The organism is Rhodomicrobium sp. R_RK_3, from assembly GCF_002198715.1.
GTDB lineage: Bacteria > Pseudomonadota > Alphaproteobacteria > Rhizobiales > Rhodomicrobiaceae > R-RK-3.
The window spans coordinates 151445-170790 of sequence record NZ_MWLK01000026.1 but is presented as its reverse complement, the minus strand read 5'-3'; the positions used below and the strand labels follow the sequence as shown (position 1 = coordinate 170790).

Below are 19346 nucleotides of genomic sequence, written 5' to 3'. Positions count from 1 at the left end.
GCCTTCCGGATTTTCGATGACTTTCGGCGTCTTGCCGTCCATCAGCGCGACGCAGGAATTCGTGGTACCGAGGTCAATGCCTATCGCCTTCGCCATGATGCAACCCTCTCCGGTTTCCGCCGCGCGGTCGCGCGGCAGGCAATGCTCGCGTCCCACTCACCGTGGTTTTTGACCGCCCGCCCTGACAAGTGTCAGGTTTCCGCGCGCATGCCCGGGAGACAGGACCTCGATTATCGATGCCGGCTCGCCAGTGATCGTCGACGGCACTCACGACCAGCGGTCGGATGGTGATCGCGAAGTGTTAATGAATTTCCGAGCGCCCTCTTGAGCGCGATAATGAAGCGGTTACAAATGCTTGTGAGTTCCGCGAGCGGCGAGCCGGCATCGATCGGCGCGTCGCACGCTGGTTCCGTCCGTGGCCGGCACCATTGCATTGGCGGCAACGGGGAAATCTGACGAAGGGCCAAGCGCCCGGCCTGTGGCCCCTTCGCCCCAAAACCGTCATCGGCGCACAAATAAAGCAGTAAATTCCAATATTTCATGCGCTCGACAGGCTTAACACCGAAGCAGGCAGCAAGCACCGCGCCCCGAGAGAGCGCTGTTACAACGAGAGTCTGAAACCCGGATCGTGGGCTCGGCGTACGCGGAGGCACGGAAACGCGAGCATCGCGGCGACACGGCCCAAATGTGAGACCTGGGGTTCGCAAACTCTCCAAGGACGCGATGACGAATTCATTGCCACCGCAACGACTGAGAGGCTCAAGCGCGACGGTGGCGCTTCATTTCGGAGCGCTGCGGACGGGACTTGCAACCGAAAGAGCCGCAACCCGGCCGATCTCCCGCCCCGGCAGCGATGCCCTACCCCTAAGCTGCGCTACCGAGACCCCTCAGCTTAACCCGCCATTTACGCCGTTGATGAATTCCCTGACCGCCGGGCCCCGCATGTGTCGCCTTTGCAGCCGCACCGAGCCTTCGGGCGGCGGCCATGCTCATCCCGGGAGCGGATGATGGCGCCGCGGACGATGATCTACGTGGTTGACGGCGAGCCCGCGGTGCGGCGCTCGCTCGAGCGGCTGCTGCGCACCGCCGGATATGAGGTCCTGGCCTTCGAATCCTCGCCCACCTTCGTCGCGGCGGCTCCGGGCCTGCGAAGCGGCTGCGTCCTGCTCGACTTGCAAATGCCCGGTCTGGGCGGCCTGGAGGTGCAGCAATGCCTGAGGGAGCGCTCGGTGAGTCTGCCGGTCATCATGATGAGCGGCAACGCCGACGTGCGCATGGCGGTCAAAGCCATGAAAGGCGGCGCCGCCGATTTCATCGAAAAGCCCTTCGACGACGGCAGGCTGTTTTCGGCCATCCATAGCGCCGTCTCCCGCATCGTCAGAGGCGATGTCAGCGAGGCCGCCGCCGACGCCGCGCGCCGTCTTACCGCGCTCACCTCGCGCGAGCATGAGGTGCTCGACGCGCTCGCATCGGGCTACACCACCAAGATGATCGCCTATGAGCTCGGCCTCAGCGTGCGCACCGTGGAGGCGCATCGCGGACGCATGCTGGAGCGGCTGGGGACGAAGCGGCTGGCCCAGGCAATCCGCTATGCAGTGCTGGCGAGCCTTGCCTGAGCCGCCGCGCGTCACTCCATGTCCTCGAGCACGGCGCGGTTGACGATCCTCACCTCGCGCGGTCTCGGCAGGGCGATGGCGCCGCGCCGGGTCAGCTCGGTCATGCAACGGCAGACCGTCTCGGAGGACACGCCGATGAAATCGGCGATGTCGTAGCGGCTGATCGGCAAGCTGACCGCCGCCGCCTCGTCGTCGGTCAAGCGGCCGGCGAATTCGAGCAGGAAGCCGGCGACTTTCTCCAGCGCGGTGACGCGACCCTGGATCAGAAGCTGCCGCTCCAGCCGCCGGACGCATTGCAGGATCATCTCGTGAATCTTATGGGCGAACTGCACGTCGCCGGCCGTCAGCTCCTCGATGCGGCGCAGCGTGTAACCGGCGATCACCGTGTCGTTCACCGCGGCTTCGAGAAAGAAGTCCTCCCCGCGTCCGCGATCCAGGCTGACGATGTCGCCCGGCAGCAGCAGGTCGACGATGCGCCGGTGGCCGTCGGACTGGATGGCGAATTTGCGCGCGACCCCATGCATGACGAAGAACAGATAGCCGACCTTGGCATTGCGGGCGGAAATCTCCTGCCCCCGGCAACCCCTCTTGACGATCGCCGTGCTGTCGAACTTCTCCAGCGGCGCCGGCAAGTGACCGAAGCGCGGCGCGCCGGCCAGATGGGTCTCGTGCGGAAAGCCTATCGATGCCATGGGGGCTCCTTGACGCAAACTGACTTGACCAAAATTGAGCCTCAGGGGCAGCAAGCACTTTGCCGATAACGCCGGTGCCGCCATATAGCGAAAAAATATCCGAGTAGATTTACGCTATTGCGAAGTCAACACTCCAGCAACGAGGATATTGCGTGGCTTGAATTGACACGAAATTTTCTGAAATAACGAGCGCCTGCATCGCAGACGCCTGGATCTATTCACAAATCGGTAAGCATTCCGATTGTTCAGCGTCATGCGGCGCGCCATCCGCGCGTTTGCCTGACTGCCCCGCGAAAGCGAAACTGATGCGGGTCAAGGACGGATGTGTCCGGCGGACCTAAGCCGGATGAAGCGGCGCCGAACCGGAAAGGTGTGCGGCCATGATCAAGGATGTGCTGGTGCGGGTCGAGGCAGGCGCGGCCGACGAACTGCGCCTCGCAGTCGCCGAGTCAATCGCCCTTCGGTTCGGTGGCCGCGTCATCGCGCTTTTCTTCAACGTGTTGCCTCTGCTGGCGCTGCCGGCCGATCTGGAAGCGCCCAACTACAGCGTGCTGGAACGCCTGCGTCAGGCGCGGCGCGCCGGGGACGCGCGCGAAGCGGACCTTCGCTCACGGCTGCTGGATCTCAAGGCGCCCTTCGAGATCCACCGCCATGACGCGTTCCCCGAAGACGTCGCCTCGATCGCCATCCGCGAGGCGCGCACGTCGGATTGCTTCGTGACGCTGCGGCCAAACGCCGAGGCGGAAGACCCGGAAGATCTCGTCGAGGCGATTTTGTTCGGCGGCGGCCGCCATCTTTATGTGATGCCGGGCCGAAGCACGATCCGCCTGCCCGGCCACGTACTGATCGCCTGGAACGGTAGCCGGGAGGCGGCGCGCGCCGTCGCCGAGGCGATGCCGTTCATGGGCGAGGCGTCGCGGGTGACGGTGCTCGTCATCCATGGCGCCGCTCCGGCGGAAGACGCCATCGTCCCCGGCTCCGATCTCATCGCCTATCTCGCTCATCACGGCATTAAGGCCGAGCTGCGCCCTGCCCAGCGCAACGACCAACGCACCGGCGCCACCCTGATCGCCGAAGCCGAGCGGCGCGGCGCGGACCTCATCGTCATGGGCGGCTATAGCCACTCCCGGGTCAGGGAATGGCTGCTGGGAGGCGCCACCCGCCAGCTCCTGCAGCAGACGGCAATCCCCCTCCTCATCGCGCATTGATCCGCAGGAGGTCCGCGCAACAGGCGGATCACCGCTTGGCGATCATGTCGATCTCGATGATGCCGCCGCGGGCGAGGCCGGTCACGCCGACCGTGGTGCGGCCGGGCAAGGCGTCGGGCTTGAAATAGCTACGGTAGATCTCGTTCATCGCCGCATAGTCGCGGTCGAATTGGGTGAGGAAGACGCGGGCGAAGACGACGCGGCTGAAATCGGAGCCGACGCCGGCAAGCGCGCGGCGCAGATTGTCCATCACCTTATGCGTCTGCGCCTCGATGCCATCGGGGATCGGCAGGGAATCGTCGTCCGGGTCGGTGGCGAGCTGGCCGGTGACGAACAGAAAATCGCCCGCCTCGACGACGTGGCTATAGGGCGCGACCGGCTTGGGCGCATCCTTGATGAGGTGGAAGATGATGTCGGACATGCATGTGCTCCTCGCGGGGAAAATGGCGGCGGATTATTGCATGTCTTTGTAACGGCGCGCTATTCCTTGCGCATCTCCACCTTTTCGGCCTCCATCGTATAGCCCGTCGCGGCAAGGCCGGTGAACTGACGCGCCGTCTTCAGCGTGCCGGTGACATAGACCGGATCGAACTGGCCCGCGACCTCGAAGCCATCGGCGGCCTTGACATAGATGATCTGGTTCGGCGGCGGCGGCGGCACATGGATGCAGGCGCCGACGAAGGGCACCAGCAGGAATTCCTTGATCTTGGTCGCGTCAAAATCGAGGGCGACGACATAGCCGCCGATACGGACGCGCTTGCCGTCGAGCTCCGGCACCACGGCGGGCGGCGCGGAGGATTCCGGCTGCTGCGAGCGATAGGCCATCCAGCTTGCTTCGGGCACCTGTTGCGGCTGCACCGGCGCTTCGATGCCGAACGGGCTCGCCGCGCGCTGGCCGAAGACGAAACTCTTCGACTTCACATCCGACGACGGCGCGCCCGGCATCTGGGGCTGCGACGAGGCCGGTGCGGCGGGCGGCATCAGCGCGGCCCAGCCCAGCTCCGTCGCGTCGCTCGAACTGGCGGCGCGGGCGAGCGTGGGTGTCAGCAGGATCGCCAGCGCGGCGGCCTTGATGAGCGTTTTCATGGGGCTGGATCTCCTCTCATGTGCGGACGGTCATGCCGTCGGCGAGCGACAGGCGGTAGGCGCGGAAGGCAGGCAGCAGGCCCGTCAAGATGCCTGCAAAAACGATCGCGGCGAGGCTGGTCCATTCGCCCGGTTTCAGCGGCTCGATGGCGATATAGAGGCCATAGACGCGGTCGATATAGGGTTGCAATGCGAACAGCGCGGCATAGAGCAGCGCGATGCCGAGCCCGACACCGGCGACGATCAGCAGCGCCGCCTCCGCGACCAGCAGGCCGAGGATGGTGCCCGGCCGCGCTCCGACCGAGCGCAGAATCGCCATTTCGCGCCGCCGCTCGTTCAGCGTCGTCAGGATCATCGTCACCATGCCGAGCAGCGCCGTCACCACGACCATGACCGAGACGGCGGCAAGCGCGGTTTCCGCCGTGCCGACCAGACTCCAAAGCTCCTGCAAAGTCGAGCCGGGCAGGATCGCCGAGAGCGGTTCGGCCCGGTATTCGTTGATGGCGCGCTGCAAGCGGAAAACGCCGAGCTTGGATTTCAGCCCGATCAGCGCGGCGGTGATCGCCTTGGGCGGCAGCGGCATCTTGCGTACTTCGTCGGCGGAAATGCTCTGGCCGGGGATGCGCGCGCCGCTCTGCCAGTCGATATGGATCGCCTCGATCGCCTCCAGGCTGACATGCACGGTGCGGTCGACCGGCGTGCCGGTCTTGGCGAGGATGCCGGAGACCTGGAACGGCTTGTCGTCATGCTCGACGAAGCCGGTCGAGCCGAGCCCGTGCGCTACGACAATGCGGTCGCCGAGCTTGTAGCCGAGCTTTGCCGCCACATCCGCGCCGATTACCGCGTCGAACAGATCGGCGAACGGTTTGCCCTGCGCGAATTCCAGCGCATGGGTGCGGCGATAGCGGTAGCGGGCGAAGTACTCCGGCGTCGTGCCCATGACGCGGAAGCCGTGATGGCTGTCGCCGAGCGAGATTGGCACGATCCAGTCGATATCCGGCGCCTGGGCGATCTCCTGATAGGTCGTCCAGGTGATGTTGTTGGTGGCGTTGCCGATGCGGAAGACGGAATAGAGCAGCAGATTGAGCGCGCCGCTGCGCGCGCCGATGATGAGGTCGGTGCCGGAGATGGTGTCGGCAAAGCTTTGCCGCGCGCCGGTGCGCACCTTTTCGACGCCGAGCAGCAGCATGACGCTGAAGGCGATAGCGAGGATGGTCAGCATGGCCGTCAGCCAGCGGTTGGCGAGCGATTGCCACGCGAGGCGGAAGACGATCATGCCGCGTCTCCGCCCGTTGTGATGCGCGCGATCTCGCCGAGCGGCACGACCCGGCTGAAACGGGGAGCGAGGCTCTCATCGTGGCTGACCATGATGAGCGTCGCGCCCGCCTCGGCGACGACCTCGAAGAGCAGGTCGAGGAAGGCTTGCTGCCGGTTGCGGTCGAGGGCGGATGTCGGCTCGTCGGCGATGATGATCTGGGGCGCGCCGATCAGCGCCCGAGCCGCCGCGACGCGCTGCTGCTGGCCGACGCTGAGGCTCGCGGCCGAAGCCCCTCCGATCAGCGACGGTGCGATGCCGAGCTTGCCGAGCAGCCTTCCGGCCTCGCTTTCGGCGGTGCCGCCCGCGCTCGCCCGCTTCCGCCGCTCGGCGGAAAAGCTCAAGGGGAGCAGCACATTGTCGAGCACCGAGCCGTAGGGCAGCAGATTGAACATCTGGAAGATGATGCCGAAATGCTCGGCCCGGAAGCGGTCGCGCGCACCGCCGCGCAGGCGGGCGATGTCGGTGCCGAGAATGTCGATCTTGCCCGCTTGCGGCGTGACGATGCCGGCGAGCAGGCTGAGGAAGGTCGACTTGCCGCTGCCGGACGGGCCGATCAGCAGCAGCCGCTCGCCCTCGGTCAGCTTGAAATCGTCGATGGCGAGCCGGAAATCATCCCGGCGCGGCCAGGCGAAACGGACCCCGGACATCGTAACGATGTCCGGAGCCGCCTGCGGCGTGACGGCCTTGACCTGTGCAATGGCCATGGGCGTATCAGCCGATCTCGCCGAGCTTGAGATTGGGCTTGTCGCGCGTGACCTCGTAATGCGTCTGGCCCTTCGCGGTGACCAGATTGATGTCGAGCTCCTGCGCGCCGGCAAAATGGTCGAAATATTTGAAGTCTATGCCGGTCAGCTTTTCGGGCGCGCCGCAGTCGATGGCGTAGGTGACGTGGAACTCGGAATGATGATGCTCCCCGCCCTCCGCTTCGCCCTCGGCCTTATCGCCGTCCTTGGCCTCGGCCGCTTCATGCTCGTTCTCATGCTCGTCCTCTGCCTGGATCGCGACCTTGGCATCGGCCAGCTTGCAATGGGCGGCGGCCGGGAACTTGAAGATCTTCAGCGCGTCGGCGAGCGTCGCCTTGGCCTTGGTGACGGTCGCCTTCTGCTCGGTGGTGCTGGCCTCATGCTCGAAGCCGACAATGTCGGCGCCGGGCACTTCCAGCTCCATCGAGACGCGCTTGCCTTCGATGACGATGTTGAGCCGGCCGTGGCCATGCTCGTGCGGCCCGAGTTCGCGGTGCTCTTCCGCCGCCATCGCCGGGACGCTGGCGATGATCGCCGCTGCAAGAAGTCGGTAATTGGTTCTACGCATGCTGATCTCTCTCCTTCGGGGCCTCGCCGCTTGGCGCTGCTCACCGGGGTTTCATGAAAGGCTCGCTTGGGGACGGCCCCGCGCTCGATAGCGCTTGGCCTATGCGGGGAGCCGTCGGAGATCAGGCTGCGGGAGGGGCTCGCGGGTCGAATGCGGTCGCGGCGAGGCGAGCGGCGTGCCCGGTCAGGGCCGGGCTGAGCCGGGCCGCGAAAATCTGCGCCGGCAGCAAAACTGGCACAGCCGGCGGCATGAGCAGCATATTCGCCGCGGCATGCACCCAGCAGACCGGACAGGGCGCGCCCGTGTCATGCGGATCGCCAGAATTATGGCCGGTGCTGTCGGCGACGGCGGCGATGGCGTCGCCGCGCAGACCGGTGAGATGGAGATGCCCGGCCACCAGCACGAGCTGCGCCAGCAACAAGGTTGCGACGAAGCTGACTAATCTGGGCCGGCGCTTCCGAGTCACCATCCGGTACTCCAAATTCCGGGCGAGAGGAGAGCAAATCCCCCTCGGATCGGAGCGCACCCTAGCACGATCGCGGGCGAAACCAAACCCGCTTTGTTACATTGTTGCTTTTTCCATCGAAGCGACGAGATCGCCGAAGCGTTCGCCCTGGATGGCGATGTGAGCGCGCAGCCTTTCGGCGGCGGCGAGCGGATTGCCTTCGAGGATGGCGGCCAAAATCTCCTCATGCTCGCGTTGCGAGGTTTTCAGCCGGTTGCGGACGCGCAATTGCAGCCGCCGGAATGGGGCAAGCCGCTTGTGCAGTGCGAGCGCCTGATCGCAGAGGAAGCGGTTGCCGCTGGCCGCGTAGATGGCGCCGTGGAAACGCTCATTCTCATAATAATAGGCGTCGGGATCGCCCGCCTCCATGGCGACGCGGCAGGCGGCGAGCGTCGAGGTCATCAGCGCCTCGTCCTCCGGCAGCAGGCGGCGCGCGGCAAGCCGCCCGCACATCGCCTCGAGCTCGGCCATGACGTCGAACATCTCCATCAGCCGGGTCGGATCGGGGGCGCTGACGATGGCGCTGCGATTGGGCCGCAGCTCGACCATGCCTCCTGCGGCAAGCTGCTGCAGCGCTTCGCGGATCGGCGTGCGCGAGACGCCGAAGCGTTCGGCGAGCGACATTTCATCCAGCCGCTCGCCGGGTTTTAGCAGGCCGGTCGCGATTTCATCCTCGATCCGGTCCCGAAAACGGGTTGCATGCTTCATCTTCATGGGTGCTAGTCTGGATGAGGCCGGTGGTAAAGGCAAGAAATCGCACGCGTTCTCCCGGACATTGTGTTCAGGAGAGCGAGTTTTGTATACCAAACAATTTGACAACCCATTCCGTGCGATGTTCACTAAAATGAAGCGCCGCCTACAGAACGAGCGCGGCCCAAACGGATGTTCCGCGCGGGTCTTTTCCAGGAGGAAACCCATGAAGATCTCTCGTCGGCATGTGCTGTCGGGTCTCATCGCCGCGCCAGCCGTCCTCACCTTCAGCCGGCCCGGCTCGGCCCAGTCGGTCACGACTATCAAGATTTCGCACCAGTTTCCGGGCGGCTCGATCGACACCGGCGATTTCCGCGATCGCCTCTGCCGGATTTTTGCCCGCGATGTCGAGAAGCGCACCAATGGCAGCCTGAAATTCGAGGTCTATGCCAATTCCTCGCTGATGAAGACCAACGCCCAGTTCTCCGCGCTGCGCAAGGGCGCGCTGGACATGTCGCTCTACCCGCTCGCCTATGCCGGCGGCGAGTTGCACCCGCTCAATCTCGGCCTGATGCCCTGCCTCGTGACCAGCTATGAGCAGGGCGCGAAATGGAAGACCGCCGATGTCGGCAAGGCGCTCTCGACCATCATCGAGGACAAGGGCGTGAAATTCGTCTCCTGGATCTGGCAGGCGGGCGGCGTCGCCTCGCGCGGCGAAAAGCCGGTGCTGCATCCCGACGACGTCAAGGGCAACAAGATCCGTGGCGGCAGCCGCGAGATGGATCTGATGTTCACCTCCGCCGGCGGCCAGGTCTCGACCATGCCGTCGAACGAAATCTATATCGGCATGCAGACCGGCGCGCTCGACGCGGCCGTCACCTCCTCCACCAGCCTGATCTCGTTCCGGCTCGAGGAACTGGCCAAGTCGCTGACCGCGCCGCGCCAGGGCTCGTTCTGGTTCATGCTGGAGCCGCTTTTGATCTCGAAGGCGATCTACGACACGCTGACGCCCGATCAGCAGAAGGCGATCATGGAGGTCGGCGCAGAGATGGAAGCCTGGGGCACCGCCGAGGCGAAGAAGGATGATGAGCAGGTCGCCAAGGTCTATGCGGCAAAGGGCGCCAAGGTCGTCGACTTCACGCCTGAAGCGCTCGCCGAATGGCGAAAAGTCTCAGAGGCCAGCGCCTGGACCGATTTCGCGGCCAAATCGACCGAATCGGCCGATCTGCTCAAGCTGGCCCGCGCGGTAACCTGAGATGTCTGTCGGGTTGCAGCACGACGCCATCCTGGCGACAGAAACCCCGGCCACGACCAGCAAGCCCGGCGGCATCGCCGGGATCGTGGACACGGTCAACGATGCCTTCTTCTGGCTGTCGGCCATCGCTTTGATGGTCGCGGCCGTGGTGCTCACCGTCGGGGTGGTGACGGGCCATGTCGCGCATATCTCGCTGGCGTGGCAGGACGAAGTCACCATCTTCCTCATTGCCGGCGCGATCTTCCTGTCGGCGGCGGCGGTGCAGGCGCGGCGCGGCCATATCGGCATCGAAGTGCTCGACCACATCCTGCCCCCGCGCGCCAATGGCGTGCGGCGGGCGGCGGTCGACGCCATCGTGCTGGGCTTCTGCCTGGTCTTCGCCTGGGAGTCCGCCAACCTCCTGCATGAGGCGCTGGCCGAAGGGCAGACCTCGCATTCCGCCTGGGGTCCGCCGATGTGGATCCCCTATCTCGCTTTGACCATCGGCATGTGGCTGCTGGCGGTGCAGGTCGGCTTGCAGGTCAGCCAGCATTCGCTGGTGGTATTCGGCATCGTACTGCTGGCCTTCGTTGCCTTCCTGCTCTGGGAGCGGCCTGTCCGCCCCATCGTCGCGGGGCTGCCGCAATGGCAGATCGGCATCGCCTATTGCGTCGTCACCTTGCTGGTGATGTTTTCGGGAATGCCGATTGCCTTCGCGCTCGGCGTCGTGGCGCTGACCTTCATGGTCCTGTTCATGCCGCGCGCCTCGGTCGACACCATCGCGCAGAATTTCTATGAGGAACTGGCCAACGTCATCATCCTCGCCATCCCGCTCTTCATCCTGAAGGGAGCGGCCATCGGACGATCCAACGCGGGCCGGGATCTCTATTCCGCGCTGCACGCCTGGCTGCACCGCATCCCCGGCGGCCTGGGTGTCGCCAACACCATCGCCTGCGGCCTGTTCGCGGCGATGGCGGGCTCCTCCCCGGCGACCTGCTCGGCGATCGGCTCGGCGGGCATTCCGGAGATGCGGGCGCGCGGCTATTCCGGCGGCTTTGCGGCGGGCATCATCGCGGCCGGCGGCACGCTCGGCATTCTGCTGCCGCCCTCCGTGACCATGCTGCTCTACGCCGTCGCGGCGGAAGTCTCGCTCGGAAAGCTGTTTCTAGCGGGCATCGGGCCCGGGTTGCTGCTGATCTCCATGTTCGCCCTCTATTCCGTGCTGCGCTACCGCAAGGAATTCCGCATGGCGCAGCAGGTGGCGACCGACACCGGCGTCCATTCGGCGATGCTCAAGGAGGAGCACTACACCTTCAGCCAGAAGATCGGCATGATCGTCTGGGTCGCGCCCTTCGTCACTATCCTGGCAGGCGTCATGATCGTGCTCTATGCCGGCTGGGCGACCCCGTCGGAGACGGCGGGTGTCGGCGCGGTGCTGGCGCTGCTGGTCATCGGCGTGATGTACGGCATCTGGCGGCCATCCAAGCTCATGCCCATCGTTACCGGCACACTGCGCGAATCGACGATGCTGCTGATGATCATCGGCATGTCGCTGCTCTATGCCTATGTCATGAGCTATCTGCAGATTTCGCAGGCGACTGCGTCCTGGGTGATCTCGCTCGGACTGTCGAAATGGGCGCTGCTCTCGGCGATCCTCCTCTTCGTCGTGGTGCTCGGCTTCTTTCTCCCGCCGGTGTCGATCATCCTGATGACGGCGCCGATCATCCTGCCACCGCTCAGGGCGGCCGGGTTCGACCTGATCTGGTTCGGCGTCGTCATGACCATCGTCATGGAGATGGGGCTGATCCATCCGCCGGTCGGGCTGAACCTGTTCGTCATCAAGAACATCGCGCCGGACATTCCATTGTCCGAAATCATCTGGGGCACCCTGCCCTTCCTGGTGCTGATGTTCGTGGCGGTGGTGCTGTGCTGCTTCTTCCCGGAAATCGTCACCTGGCTTCCGGCGGCAGTCATCAAGTGAGGCACATCGAGACCATGTCCGCGACGAAGGCCAATCACCGCGATGCCGACGGGGAGGCGCATGCCGTCATCGGCCCCCTCACCGGCGTCACCGTCCTCGACCTGACCCGAGTGCTCGCCGGGCCGTACTGCACCATGGTGCTGGCGGATCTCGGCGCCCGCGTCATCAAGGTCGAGCAGCCGGGCACCGGCGACGACAGCCGCGCCTACGGGCCGTTCCACAATGGCGCCTCGGCCTATTTCAATTCGCTCAATCGCGGCAAGGAATCCATCGCGCTCGATCTGAAGAACCCGGAGGACCGGGTAATCTTCGAGCAGCTTCTGGCGATGACCGACGTGCTGGTGGAGAACTACCGCCCCGGCACCATGGAAAAGCTCGGCTATGGCTGGGATACGCTGCACGCACAATATCCGCAGCTCATCTATGCGGCGGCGTCCGGCTTCGGCCATACCGGCCCTTACACCAAGCGCGCGGCCTATGACATGGTGGTGCAGGCGATGGGCGGCATCATGAGCGTCACCGGGCATCCCGGCCAGCCGCCGGTGCGCGTCGGCACCTCGGTCGGCGACATCACGGCGGGGCTGTTCACCACCATCGGCGTCAACGCCGCGCTCTATCATCGCCAGGCGACGGGCGAGGCGATCAAGATCGACGTGGCGATGCTGGATTGCCAGGTGGCGATCCTGGAGAACGCCATTTCGCGCTATGCCGCGACCGGCGAAGTGGCCGGGCCGATCGGCGCGCGCCATCCCTCGATCACGCCCTTCGCCGGCTTCGAAGCGAGCGACGGCTGGCTGGTGATCGCGGCGGGCAACGATCAGCTTTTCCTGAAGCTGGTGAACGCTTTGGGCATTCCAGAGTTGGCCGCCGACGAGCGCTACCTCACCAACGCCCTGCGCACCGAACATTGGCAGGCGCTGTTCGAGACCATCAACGAGGCGCTGAAGGCCCGCCCCTCCGAGCAATGGCTGGAGATCCTCGATGCGGCGGGCGTCCCGTGCGGCCCGATCAACTCCATCGACAAAGTCCTGGCCGACGCCCAGGTCCGCGCCCGCAACATGGTGGTGACGGCGGACGATCCCGAAACCGGCGTGCTGATGATGGCCGGCAACCCGATCAAGCTCTCCGCCTTCGAGGATCCCGAGATCCGCAAACCGGCCCCCAAGCTGGACGCCGACCGCGCCAGCATCCTCGCCCAGATCAAGCCGCGCGGCTCCTGATCCGCCGGCTCAGCCGTCACCCGTCGAGCAGTGCCGTGACCGGGAGAACCGCCTCGTCCTTCACCGTCTTCGTCACGATATAGGTGTAATAGCGCGCGATGCCGATTTCGCGCTGCAACAGCCCGTCCACCAGCCGCTGATAGGCGTCGATATCCCGCGCCATCACCTTCAGCACGTAATCGACGCCGCCGCCCACCGACCAGCACGCCACGATCTCCGGCACCTGCCGGATCGCGCGCTCGAAGCGGTCGAGATCCGGCTGGCGGTGGTTGCCGAGCGTGACTTCCACGATCAGGATGGCGACCGGCGCGATCATGCGCACGGCGACGCTCGCGTGATAGCCGCTGACGATCCCCGCCTTTTCCAGCTTCCTCAGCCGCATCCAGCACGGCGTCGGCGACAGCCCGACCTTCTCGGCCAGCGCCAGCTTGGTGATGCGGCCGTCGCGCTGAATCGCATCCAGAATGCGCAGGTCGATCGGATCGAGTTTGAGGCCAGCCATTCCGCGCCTTCCGGTGGTTGCGATCCCGATCAGCATGAAGCCGCATGATCGATTGTCAATCGCACGGAATTCGCTCTCGCCCAAGCCCCGCGCGCGGACGCCGCGGCCGATGGGGCGGCGGTGGCGCTCAGTCGGTCAGCGCGATCTTTCCGGCGGTCGCGCTGGAGATATCGATGCGCTCGGTCACCATGGTGCCGGTCCCCCAAGGGGTCGGCACCGACAGCGAATAGGGGATCAGCATCTGGGAATGCGGGATGCGCCGCAGCACCAGCTCGACATCGCGGTTCGCGGCGTATTCCTTGGTGTCGGCATTGGCGCGGTGGCCGGAAATCGGCTCGTAGGTGATCCGGCAGACATAGGCGACTTCCGAACCTCCCCCGCGCGGCGCCGGCAGCCGGGTCAGGCGCTTGGGCGTGAACACGATGTCGTAGCGCTGCTTGCCGTCGAATATGCCGACGCGCCGGTCGCAGGGCGGACGCGCGTCCGCCTTGGTCAGCATCATGATGGCGGAGACGGGATCGAGCGCGACCTTGTCGCCCTGGCGCAGCGGCACCGTATCGCGGCGCTCGCGGGTCGGCGGCCTGACGGCGATCTGCGCCGCGATGTGATCGAGATAGCTGATGCGGATGGTTCCCCGCTTCTTGTTGTTGCGCCAGTCGAAGGCGTAGTTGGCGGGCAGAGGCTCGCCATCCTCGATGGTGCCGGAGACGGTCGACGAGGCCGCCCAGACCACCGAGCCGAACAGCACCGAAACTTTTCCCGAACCGGAGATGGAATAGGTGTTGCCGCTGGTGTTGAGCTTCAGGTCGACCTTGCCGACCTCGATGCCATTATAGCGCAAACGATATCGCGCCTGCACGGCGGCCGGCCAAATCTCGCCCGACTTTTCGGGCGGCTTTTGCTGCGAAGCGGCCGGCAGCGGGAGCAGAGCGATCCCGAACGCCAGCAAGGGAAATGCCCGGCGGCCCAGGGCGAGCGCTACACCGGCAGCCAGGGTCCGCGCGGCGCGGCGACTTTCGACGTTGCACATATCCATCACCATTAGAGGTAGGCATGGAATTCGGCGAAAGCGCGGCGCGGACGGAGGAATCGCGGCGTTTCCCCTTCCGGCATCGGCGCCGTTCGGCCTTCGCCATTGTCACCATGATCCGGATCGGGAGACATCCTTAACCACAGCTTCAACGCCCTCGCGAACGCCGGGTCGCACGCAACCATATCACGCGGGTATTCGTTTCAGTTGCTCAACCTAAAGGAGTAATGAGCGTGACCATGATGAAAACCGTTCTGATCTGCGCAGGCTTCGCGGCGATTGCCGTGCCGGCCTCTGCTGATGAGTATTATGTCGTGCGCGGGCCGAACAAGGAGTGCCGGGTCGTGGAATCGCGCCCCACCGATTCGACGATCATGCAAGTCGGGCCGCTCGCGTTCAAGTCGCGCGATGAAGCCGAGCGTCAGCGCACTGTCCTGTGCAAGGATGAGCGCGGCGGCGGCGACAAGGTCATCATCAAGCGCGACTAACCGATTTGCCCGAACCGACGAGAGCGAAGCGCCCCCTAGCAGGGGCGCTTTTCGTTTTTAGCCAACCGCACGCGCGCCCTTCCCCCGAAATACAAGCAGATCCTCCTCCAAATCTGACGAACGTCATCTCGCGCCTCGATGCCGGAGGCGAAACATGGGGAGGACGCCATCGGCGGCCTGAAGCGGCCTCGGACCCGAGCACAGCGCGGGATGGCCAATGAGCGTGGACGACACTATCCAGGGTGGCCTTCAAGGGCGCCCATCAACGGACCAAATGCGGCGCCCCGCGCCCTTCGAACCCATTCGGAGAAGAACGATGAACGCAATCTATGCCCAAGGCGACATCCTCCTCGAAAAAGTCAACGACTTGGTTCCGGCCGGCGTCACGATCGCCCCCGGGGCGGACGGCGCGCTGGTGCTGGCGGAAGGCGAGATGACGGGGCATCGCCATGTCATCTTCGATCGGGTGACGATGTTCCGCGACGACAGCCTCGCCCGCGACATGCCGTCCGAACTCTATGTCGGCCATGTCGTCGTCGAGGATGATGAGGCCCTCCTTCGGCATGAGGAGCACGCCGCCATCGCCCTGCCGCGCGGCACCTACCGCGTGCGCCGGCAGCGTGAACTCGAAGCCAAGGACGTACGCATTGTCGCCGACTGAGCGCACCAGCCTCAGCCCGCGGCACCTCTCGCAACTGGCTGAGCATATCCGGGACTGGACACGCATCCGCCTGTCCACCGCTCCCGCCGACCGGCAAACTGCGGAAGAAGGCGTGATCCTCGCCTATGCCGCTGCCGGTTATCCGCCGCCGCGCCGGATCATCTGGGGCGGCGGCCCGGTCGACATCGCCCGAAGCTGGGCGCGGGGCCCGCGCGGCGAACGCGCCGGCGGCAACCTCAAATCCGCGCTCATCGACAAGCCGCGGCACGATGTCGACCGGAAAATCCGCGAGCGGGTGAGGCGGGATGAGATGGCCGGGGTGCTGAGGGCTGCCCATGCGCCGGACGCCGAAAGCCTGGACGCCTCGGTCGAGCGGGTGGTGGCGGAGCACGCCAGCGCCTTCCGTCCGAGCGTGCTGACGCGGATCCGGCGCGCCTTCCGCCGTCCGTCGGATTTGCACGCGGCGCTCAATTCCTGGCGCAACTTCGAGGATGCCGGCTGCGCCCAGCACGATTTCCACTGGCTTGGCGCCGCCGTCTATCTGCGGGATGCCTTGGGGCTCGCAGGCGAGACCGCGCTGCTCAACGGTCTGGCCAAGATCGCCGCCAGTGCCGGCTGGATCGTGCCTCACGAATATGTCTGCTGGCTCGGCGAGCGGCATCATCTGCTGCGGCACGATCCGCGCGGACGCCTGCACTCCGAGGACGGGCCTGCCCTGGCCTTTCCTGACGGCTGGCAGGCCTTTGTTTGGAAGGACGTCGCGGTCCCGGCCGCGCTCATCGACCAGCGGAGCAGGATCACCGCCGCCGCCATCGAACGGGAGCGCAATATGCAGATCCGGCGCTGCATGATCGACATGATGACGCCGCAGCGCTATATCGCCGAAGGCGCCGCCCACCGGCTCGGCAGCGACGATTGCGGCACGCTCTGGCTCAAGCTCTGGCCGAATGGCGAATCCTGGGCCGCCGTCGAGGTCGTCAACGGCACCCCGGAGCCGGACGGCCAACACAAGCACTATTTCCTGCAGGTGCCCACTTATTGCCGCACGCCGCGCGAAGCCGTAGCCTGGACCTATGGCATGTCGGAACGGCAATATGCGCGGCTCGCTCTGCGGAGCTGAGGCGCAAGATATGCCGGGTTATCTTGCCGCGCCGGGCCGCATCACCAGGATGCTCAGCGTCGTCGGATCGAGCAGCGCCTGCGCCGCCTTATCCGCGTCGGCCTTGGTCACCGCATCCACGCCGCGCTTGCGCACCTCCCCGTAATCCGCGTCCAGACCGTCGATCCACAGGCCAAGCAGGTGGTCGGCGAGCCGCGCGCTGGTCTCCAGGTCCAGCAGATAGGCCCCGTTCAGCCCGCTCTTGGCGTTCTCCAGCTCGGTCGTGCCGGGACCGTTCGCCTGCAAATCGGCGAACGTGGTCCGCAATGCGTCCAGCGCCTCGTCCATCTTTCCGGGCTGGGTCGAGAAGACACCGAGCATGATCGAGGAGGCCGCGTCCGCCGAGATCTGGGTGGCGACGGAATAGGTCAGGCCGCGCTTGACGCGCAGTTCGCGGGTCAGCCGCGCGTCGAAATTGCCGCTGCCGACGACGTGGTTGAGCGTCAGCGCGGCAAAGAATTGGGGATCGCCGAGGCCGGGCATCGGCAGCGCGAAGACGGCGGTCTCGAGCCCCTGCACATTCGGCGAGGCGACCACCTTCGCCATCGGCTTCAGGGCGACCGGCGGAACGGGCGTCCGCGCGACGCCGGCGGGCAGCTTGGCGAAGACATCGTCGGCCAATTGCGACGCCTTCGCCGCATCGATGGCGCCGACCATGACGACATGGAGCTGGCTCCGCGCGATCAGCCTGTCGCGCTGGCTCCGGATGTCGGCGAGCGTCAGCGCCGCCAGGGTCCCGGGCGTGCCCTTGACCGGGCGGGCATAGGGATGGCCGGCGAAGGCCGCCGCGCTGAACTCGCGGAAGGCCACCCGCTCCGGGTCGCGGTTCTCGAAGCCGAGCGCGGCGATCTCCCGCGCCTTGGCCCGCTCGAAATCATCCTCGCTCAGCCGGGGCTCGCGCAGCGCGAGGCCCAGAAGGTCGGCCGAGGCATCCAGATGCTTGGTCAGCGTCACCAGGCCGCCGGAGAACGCATTGCGCGAGACCGAGAACGTAAGCTGGGAGCCGATGGCCTCGAGCTTGTCCTTGAAGGCATCGGCATCATACGGCCCGGCGCCTTCGTCCAGCATGGCGGAAACGAGCTGGCCGGCGCCTTCCTTGCCGGGCGGGTCTTCGACGCTGCCGCCGCGAAAAGCAAAGCCGACCGCCACGATGGGAATGCCGTGGTCCTCGACCAGCCAGATGCCGATGCCCGCAGGGGTCGTGAGCCTCTGCAGGCTCCTTGCCTCGGCCGGCGCGCAAAGCAGCGCCAGCAGCGCGGCGACGATCAGGATGCGAATGGGATGGAGCGCTGTCACGGCTTGGCCTCCTGGGGAGGGGGCGCGACGACGCCTGTCACCGAGCGCTGGCGCGCCAGAAATGCCGCCGCCGCGGCTTCGACATCGGCTTTCGTGACCCGGGCGAGACGGTTCGGCGCGTCGATGAGATCGTCCACGGTGCGGCCGACGGCGAGCGCGCTGCCGTAGAGCGCGGCAAGCCGTTTCTGATTGTCGCTCTCGATGATGGTGCGCGCTTCGATGCCGGCTTTCGCTCGCGCCAGCTCGTCCTCGGTGATGCCTGTCTTCAGCAGGTCTGCGATGACGCGGTCGACCTCGCGCTCCGCCGCGCCGAGGTCGCCATCCCCGGGCAGGATCGCGAACAACGCCAGCCGCCCGCTATCGCGCCCCTCGCCGAAATAATGCGCGCTGACCCCGACCGCCGCCTTCGCGCCCGTGACCACGGCGCGGTGCAGCCGGCTGGTCTCGCCATCGCCCAGGATGGCGGTCAAAATGTCAAGACTTTCGGCCTGGAGCCCGGTCGCGCTGCGATAGCTTGGCGTCAGGTAATAACGGAACAGCGTCGGCTGCGGCACCCGGCCGTCGGTCATCTCGACGCGGCGCGCGGCGATCGGCTCCGGCTCGGCCGTGACGAGGCGCGGCGGCGGCTGGCGGTCGACATTGATGGTGCCGTAGGTCTGCGCGGCGAGCAGGCGGACCTCGGGGGGCGTCACATCGCCGGCGATGATGACGACGGCATTGGCGGGGATGTAGAAATTGCGGTAAGCGGTAAGCGCATCGTCGAGCTTGAGCTGGCTGATTTCATGCGCCCAGCCGATGGGCGGGCGGCCATAGGAGTGGTTCTCGTACAGCGTCGCCATCATCTGTTCCGCCAGCATCTTGACCGGATCGCTCTCGAACACCGAGCGGCGCTCCTCGCGGACCACCTGGCGCTCGACCAGCACCTGGTCCTCCTTCAGCGTCAGCCCGCTCATGCGCCGCGTCTCGACGGCCATCACGTCGGCGAGCCGCTCCTTGGCGACGCGCTGGAAATAATTCGTGCTGTCGGGCCCCGTGGTGGCGTTATCGACCGCGCCGAGCCGGGACATGATCTGGGCAAAGCTTTCCTTGGCCTCGGCGTCGAAAGATTTGAACATCAGATGTTCGAGCAGATGCGCGAGGCCCGATGCGCCTTGCGGATCGTCGATGGAACCGATCTTGTACCACACCATATGGGTGACGACCGGGACGCGGTGATCCTCGATGACGACGATCTGCAGGCCATTGCCGAGCGTGAAGGGCGTGACCTTGCCGACCGGCGCTTCGGCTTCGGCCATCGCGGCGCCGGCGCCGAGGCCGAGCATCAGCGCCGCAGCCGCAGCCAGCATGCC

General features: G+C 65.8%; 21 protein-coding genes and 1 pseudogene. 9 read left to right on the top strand and 13 right to left on the bottom strand.

The annotated features are described in order from the left end of the window. On the bottom strand, positions 1 to 96 hold a 96-nt coding region (locus BLEFHOIH_RS26260; RefSeq protein WP_141095422.1), incomplete at its 3' end, for an Hsp70 family protein. 926 nt (positions 97 to 1022) lie between these two features. Here BLEFHOIH_RS26260 and BLEFHOIH_RS15185 point away from each other — a divergent pair. Then, a complete protein-coding gene (locus BLEFHOIH_RS15185) occupies positions 1023 to 1616 on the top strand; it encodes a response regulator (protein WP_088346872.1) in 594 nt (197 codons plus the stop codon). A gap of 11 nt (positions 1617 to 1627) precedes the next feature. Here BLEFHOIH_RS15185 and BLEFHOIH_RS15180 read toward each other — a convergent pair whose 3' ends face one another. Continuing rightward, the gene (locus BLEFHOIH_RS15180; RefSeq protein WP_170937174.1) at positions 1628 to 2308 is read right to left on the bottom strand and encodes a helix-turn-helix domain-containing protein; all 681 of its coding nucleotides are present in this window, start codon (positions 2306 to 2308) and stop codon (positions 1628 to 1630) included. A 380-nt stretch (positions 2309 to 2688) separates the two neighbouring features. On the opposite strand from BLEFHOIH_RS15180, the gene BLEFHOIH_RS15175 reads away from it, so the two are divergent. Continuing rightward, positions 2689 to 3516, top strand: a complete 828-nt coding sequence (locus BLEFHOIH_RS15175) for a universal stress protein (RefSeq protein ID WP_088346843.1) — start codon at positions 2689 to 2691, stop codon at positions 3514 to 3516. Positions 3517 to 3544: 28 nt separating this feature from the next. Here the strand turns inward: BLEFHOIH_RS15175 and BLEFHOIH_RS15170 are convergent, their stop codons facing one another. The 7 genes from BLEFHOIH_RS15170 to BLEFHOIH_RS15140 form a co-directional block, all read right to left on the bottom strand. Then, positions 3545 to 3928 carry a RidA family protein gene (locus BLEFHOIH_RS15170; RefSeq protein ID WP_210191622.1) on the bottom strand — a complete coding sequence of 128 codons (384 nt, stop codon included), beginning with the start codon at positions 3926 to 3928 and terminating at the stop codon, positions 3545 to 3547. 68 nt (positions 3929 to 3996) lie between these two features. Then, on the bottom strand, positions 3997 to 4602 hold the full coding sequence (locus BLEFHOIH_RS15165; RefSeq protein ID WP_088346841.1) for a DUF3299 domain-containing protein: 606 nt from the start codon (positions 4600 to 4602) through the stop codon (positions 3997 to 3999). Between the two features lie 16 nt (positions 4603 to 4618). Continuing rightward, positions 4619 to 5878, bottom strand: a complete 1260-nt coding sequence (locus BLEFHOIH_RS15160) for an ABC transporter permease (RefSeq protein ID WP_088346840.1) — start codon at positions 5876 to 5878, stop codon at positions 4619 to 4621. Continuing rightward, on the bottom strand, positions 5875 to 6624 hold the full coding sequence (locus BLEFHOIH_RS15155; RefSeq protein ID WP_088346839.1) for an ABC transporter ATP-binding protein: 750 nt from the start codon (positions 6622 to 6624) through the stop codon (positions 5875 to 5877). Before BLEFHOIH_RS15155 ends, BLEFHOIH_RS15160 begins: the two co-directional genes overlap by 4 nt. 7 nt (positions 6625 to 6631) lie before the next feature. Next, a complete protein-coding gene (locus tag BLEFHOIH_RS15150; protein WP_088346838.1) occupies positions 6632 to 7231 on the bottom strand; it encodes a DUF2796 domain-containing protein in 600 nt (199 codons plus the stop codon). A 121-nt stretch (positions 7232 to 7352) separates the two neighbouring features. Continuing rightward, positions 7353 to 7700 carry a DUF2946 family protein gene (locus BLEFHOIH_RS15145; protein ID WP_088346837.1) on the bottom strand — a complete coding sequence of 116 codons (348 nt, stop codon included), beginning with the start codon at positions 7698 to 7700 and terminating at the stop codon, positions 7353 to 7355. 93 nt (positions 7701 to 7793) lie between these two features. Then, a complete protein-coding gene (locus BLEFHOIH_RS15140; protein ID WP_088346871.1) occupies positions 7794 to 8444 on the bottom strand; it encodes a GntR family transcriptional regulator in 651 nt (216 codons plus the stop codon). A gap of 208 nt (positions 8445 to 8652) precedes the next feature. Here BLEFHOIH_RS15140 and dctP point away from each other — a divergent pair, with 208 nt between their 5' ends. The 4 genes and pseudogenes from dctP to BLEFHOIH_RS15125 all read left to right on the top strand — a co-directional run bounded on the left by dctP (position 8653) and on the right by BLEFHOIH_RS15125 (position 12861). After that, on the top strand, positions 8653 to 9681 hold the full coding sequence (gene dctP, locus BLEFHOIH_RS15135; protein WP_088346836.1) for a TRAP transporter substrate-binding protein DctP: 1029 nt from the start codon (positions 8653 to 8655) through the stop codon (positions 9679 to 9681). Position 9682: 1 nt separating this feature from the next. Then, positions 9683 to 10189: pseudogene (locus BLEFHOIH_RS27275) on the top strand (TRAP transporter small permease); the annotation flags it as partial. Positions 10190 to 10297: 108 nt separating this feature from the next. Further along, a complete protein-coding gene (locus BLEFHOIH_RS15130) occupies positions 10298 to 11641 on the top strand; it encodes a TRAP transporter large permease (protein ID WP_245297026.1) in 1344 nt (447 codons plus the stop codon). A gap of 14 nt (positions 11642 to 11655) precedes the next feature. Next, entirely contained in the window at positions 11656 to 12861 is a 1206-nt protein-coding gene (locus BLEFHOIH_RS15125; protein WP_088346870.1) for a CoA transferase, read from the top strand. A 16-nt stretch (positions 12862 to 12877) separates the two neighbouring features. Here the strand turns inward: BLEFHOIH_RS15125 and BLEFHOIH_RS15120 are convergent, their stop codons facing one another. Beyond that, positions 12878 to 13363, bottom strand: coding sequence for an Lrp/AsnC family transcriptional regulator (locus tag BLEFHOIH_RS15120; RefSeq protein ID WP_088346869.1), 486 nt, complete (start codon positions 13361 to 13363; stop codon positions 12878 to 12880). A 127-nt stretch (positions 13364 to 13490) separates the two neighbouring features. Then, complete coding sequence (locus BLEFHOIH_RS15115; RefSeq protein ID WP_176427198.1) at positions 13491 to 14393, bottom strand: DUF3108 domain-containing protein; 903 nt, start codon at positions 14391 to 14393, stop codon at positions 13491 to 13493. 239 nt (positions 14394 to 14632) lie between these two features. Here BLEFHOIH_RS15115 and BLEFHOIH_RS15110 point away from each other — a divergent pair, with 239 nt between their 5' ends. The 3 genes from BLEFHOIH_RS15110 to BLEFHOIH_RS15100 all read left to right on the top strand — a co-directional run bounded on the left by BLEFHOIH_RS15110 (position 14633) and on the right by BLEFHOIH_RS15100 (position 16662). Next, positions 14633 to 14881 (top strand): hypothetical protein, encoded by a 249-nt coding sequence (locus BLEFHOIH_RS15110; protein ID WP_245297025.1) that lies wholly within the window; start codon positions 14633 to 14635, stop codon positions 14879 to 14881. 316 nt (positions 14882 to 15197) lie between these two features. Next, positions 15198 to 15542 (top strand): hypothetical protein, encoded by a 345-nt coding sequence (locus tag BLEFHOIH_RS15105; RefSeq protein ID WP_210191620.1) that lies wholly within the window; start codon positions 15198 to 15200, stop codon positions 15540 to 15542. After that, entirely contained in the window at positions 15529 to 16662 is a 1134-nt protein-coding gene (locus BLEFHOIH_RS15100; protein ID WP_088346833.1) for a DUF6745 domain-containing protein, read from the top strand. Before BLEFHOIH_RS15105 ends, BLEFHOIH_RS15100 begins: the two co-directional genes overlap by 14 nt. An 18-nt stretch (positions 16663 to 16680) precedes the next feature. On the opposite strand, the gene BLEFHOIH_RS15095 is transcribed toward BLEFHOIH_RS15100, so the two are convergent. Together BLEFHOIH_RS15095 and BLEFHOIH_RS15090 are read right to left on the bottom strand one after the other, a co-directional pair. Next, positions 16681 to 17997, bottom strand: coding sequence for a pitrilysin family protein (locus tag BLEFHOIH_RS15095; protein ID WP_088346832.1), 1317 nt, complete (start codon positions 17995 to 17997; stop codon positions 16681 to 16683). Continuing rightward, entirely contained in the window at positions 17994 to 19343 is a 1350-nt protein-coding gene (locus tag BLEFHOIH_RS15090; protein ID WP_170937172.1) for a pitrilysin family protein, read from the bottom strand. The genes BLEFHOIH_RS15095 and BLEFHOIH_RS15090 overlap by 4 nt, the downstream gene beginning before the upstream one ends. Positions 19344 to 19346: the final 3 nt, after the last annotated feature.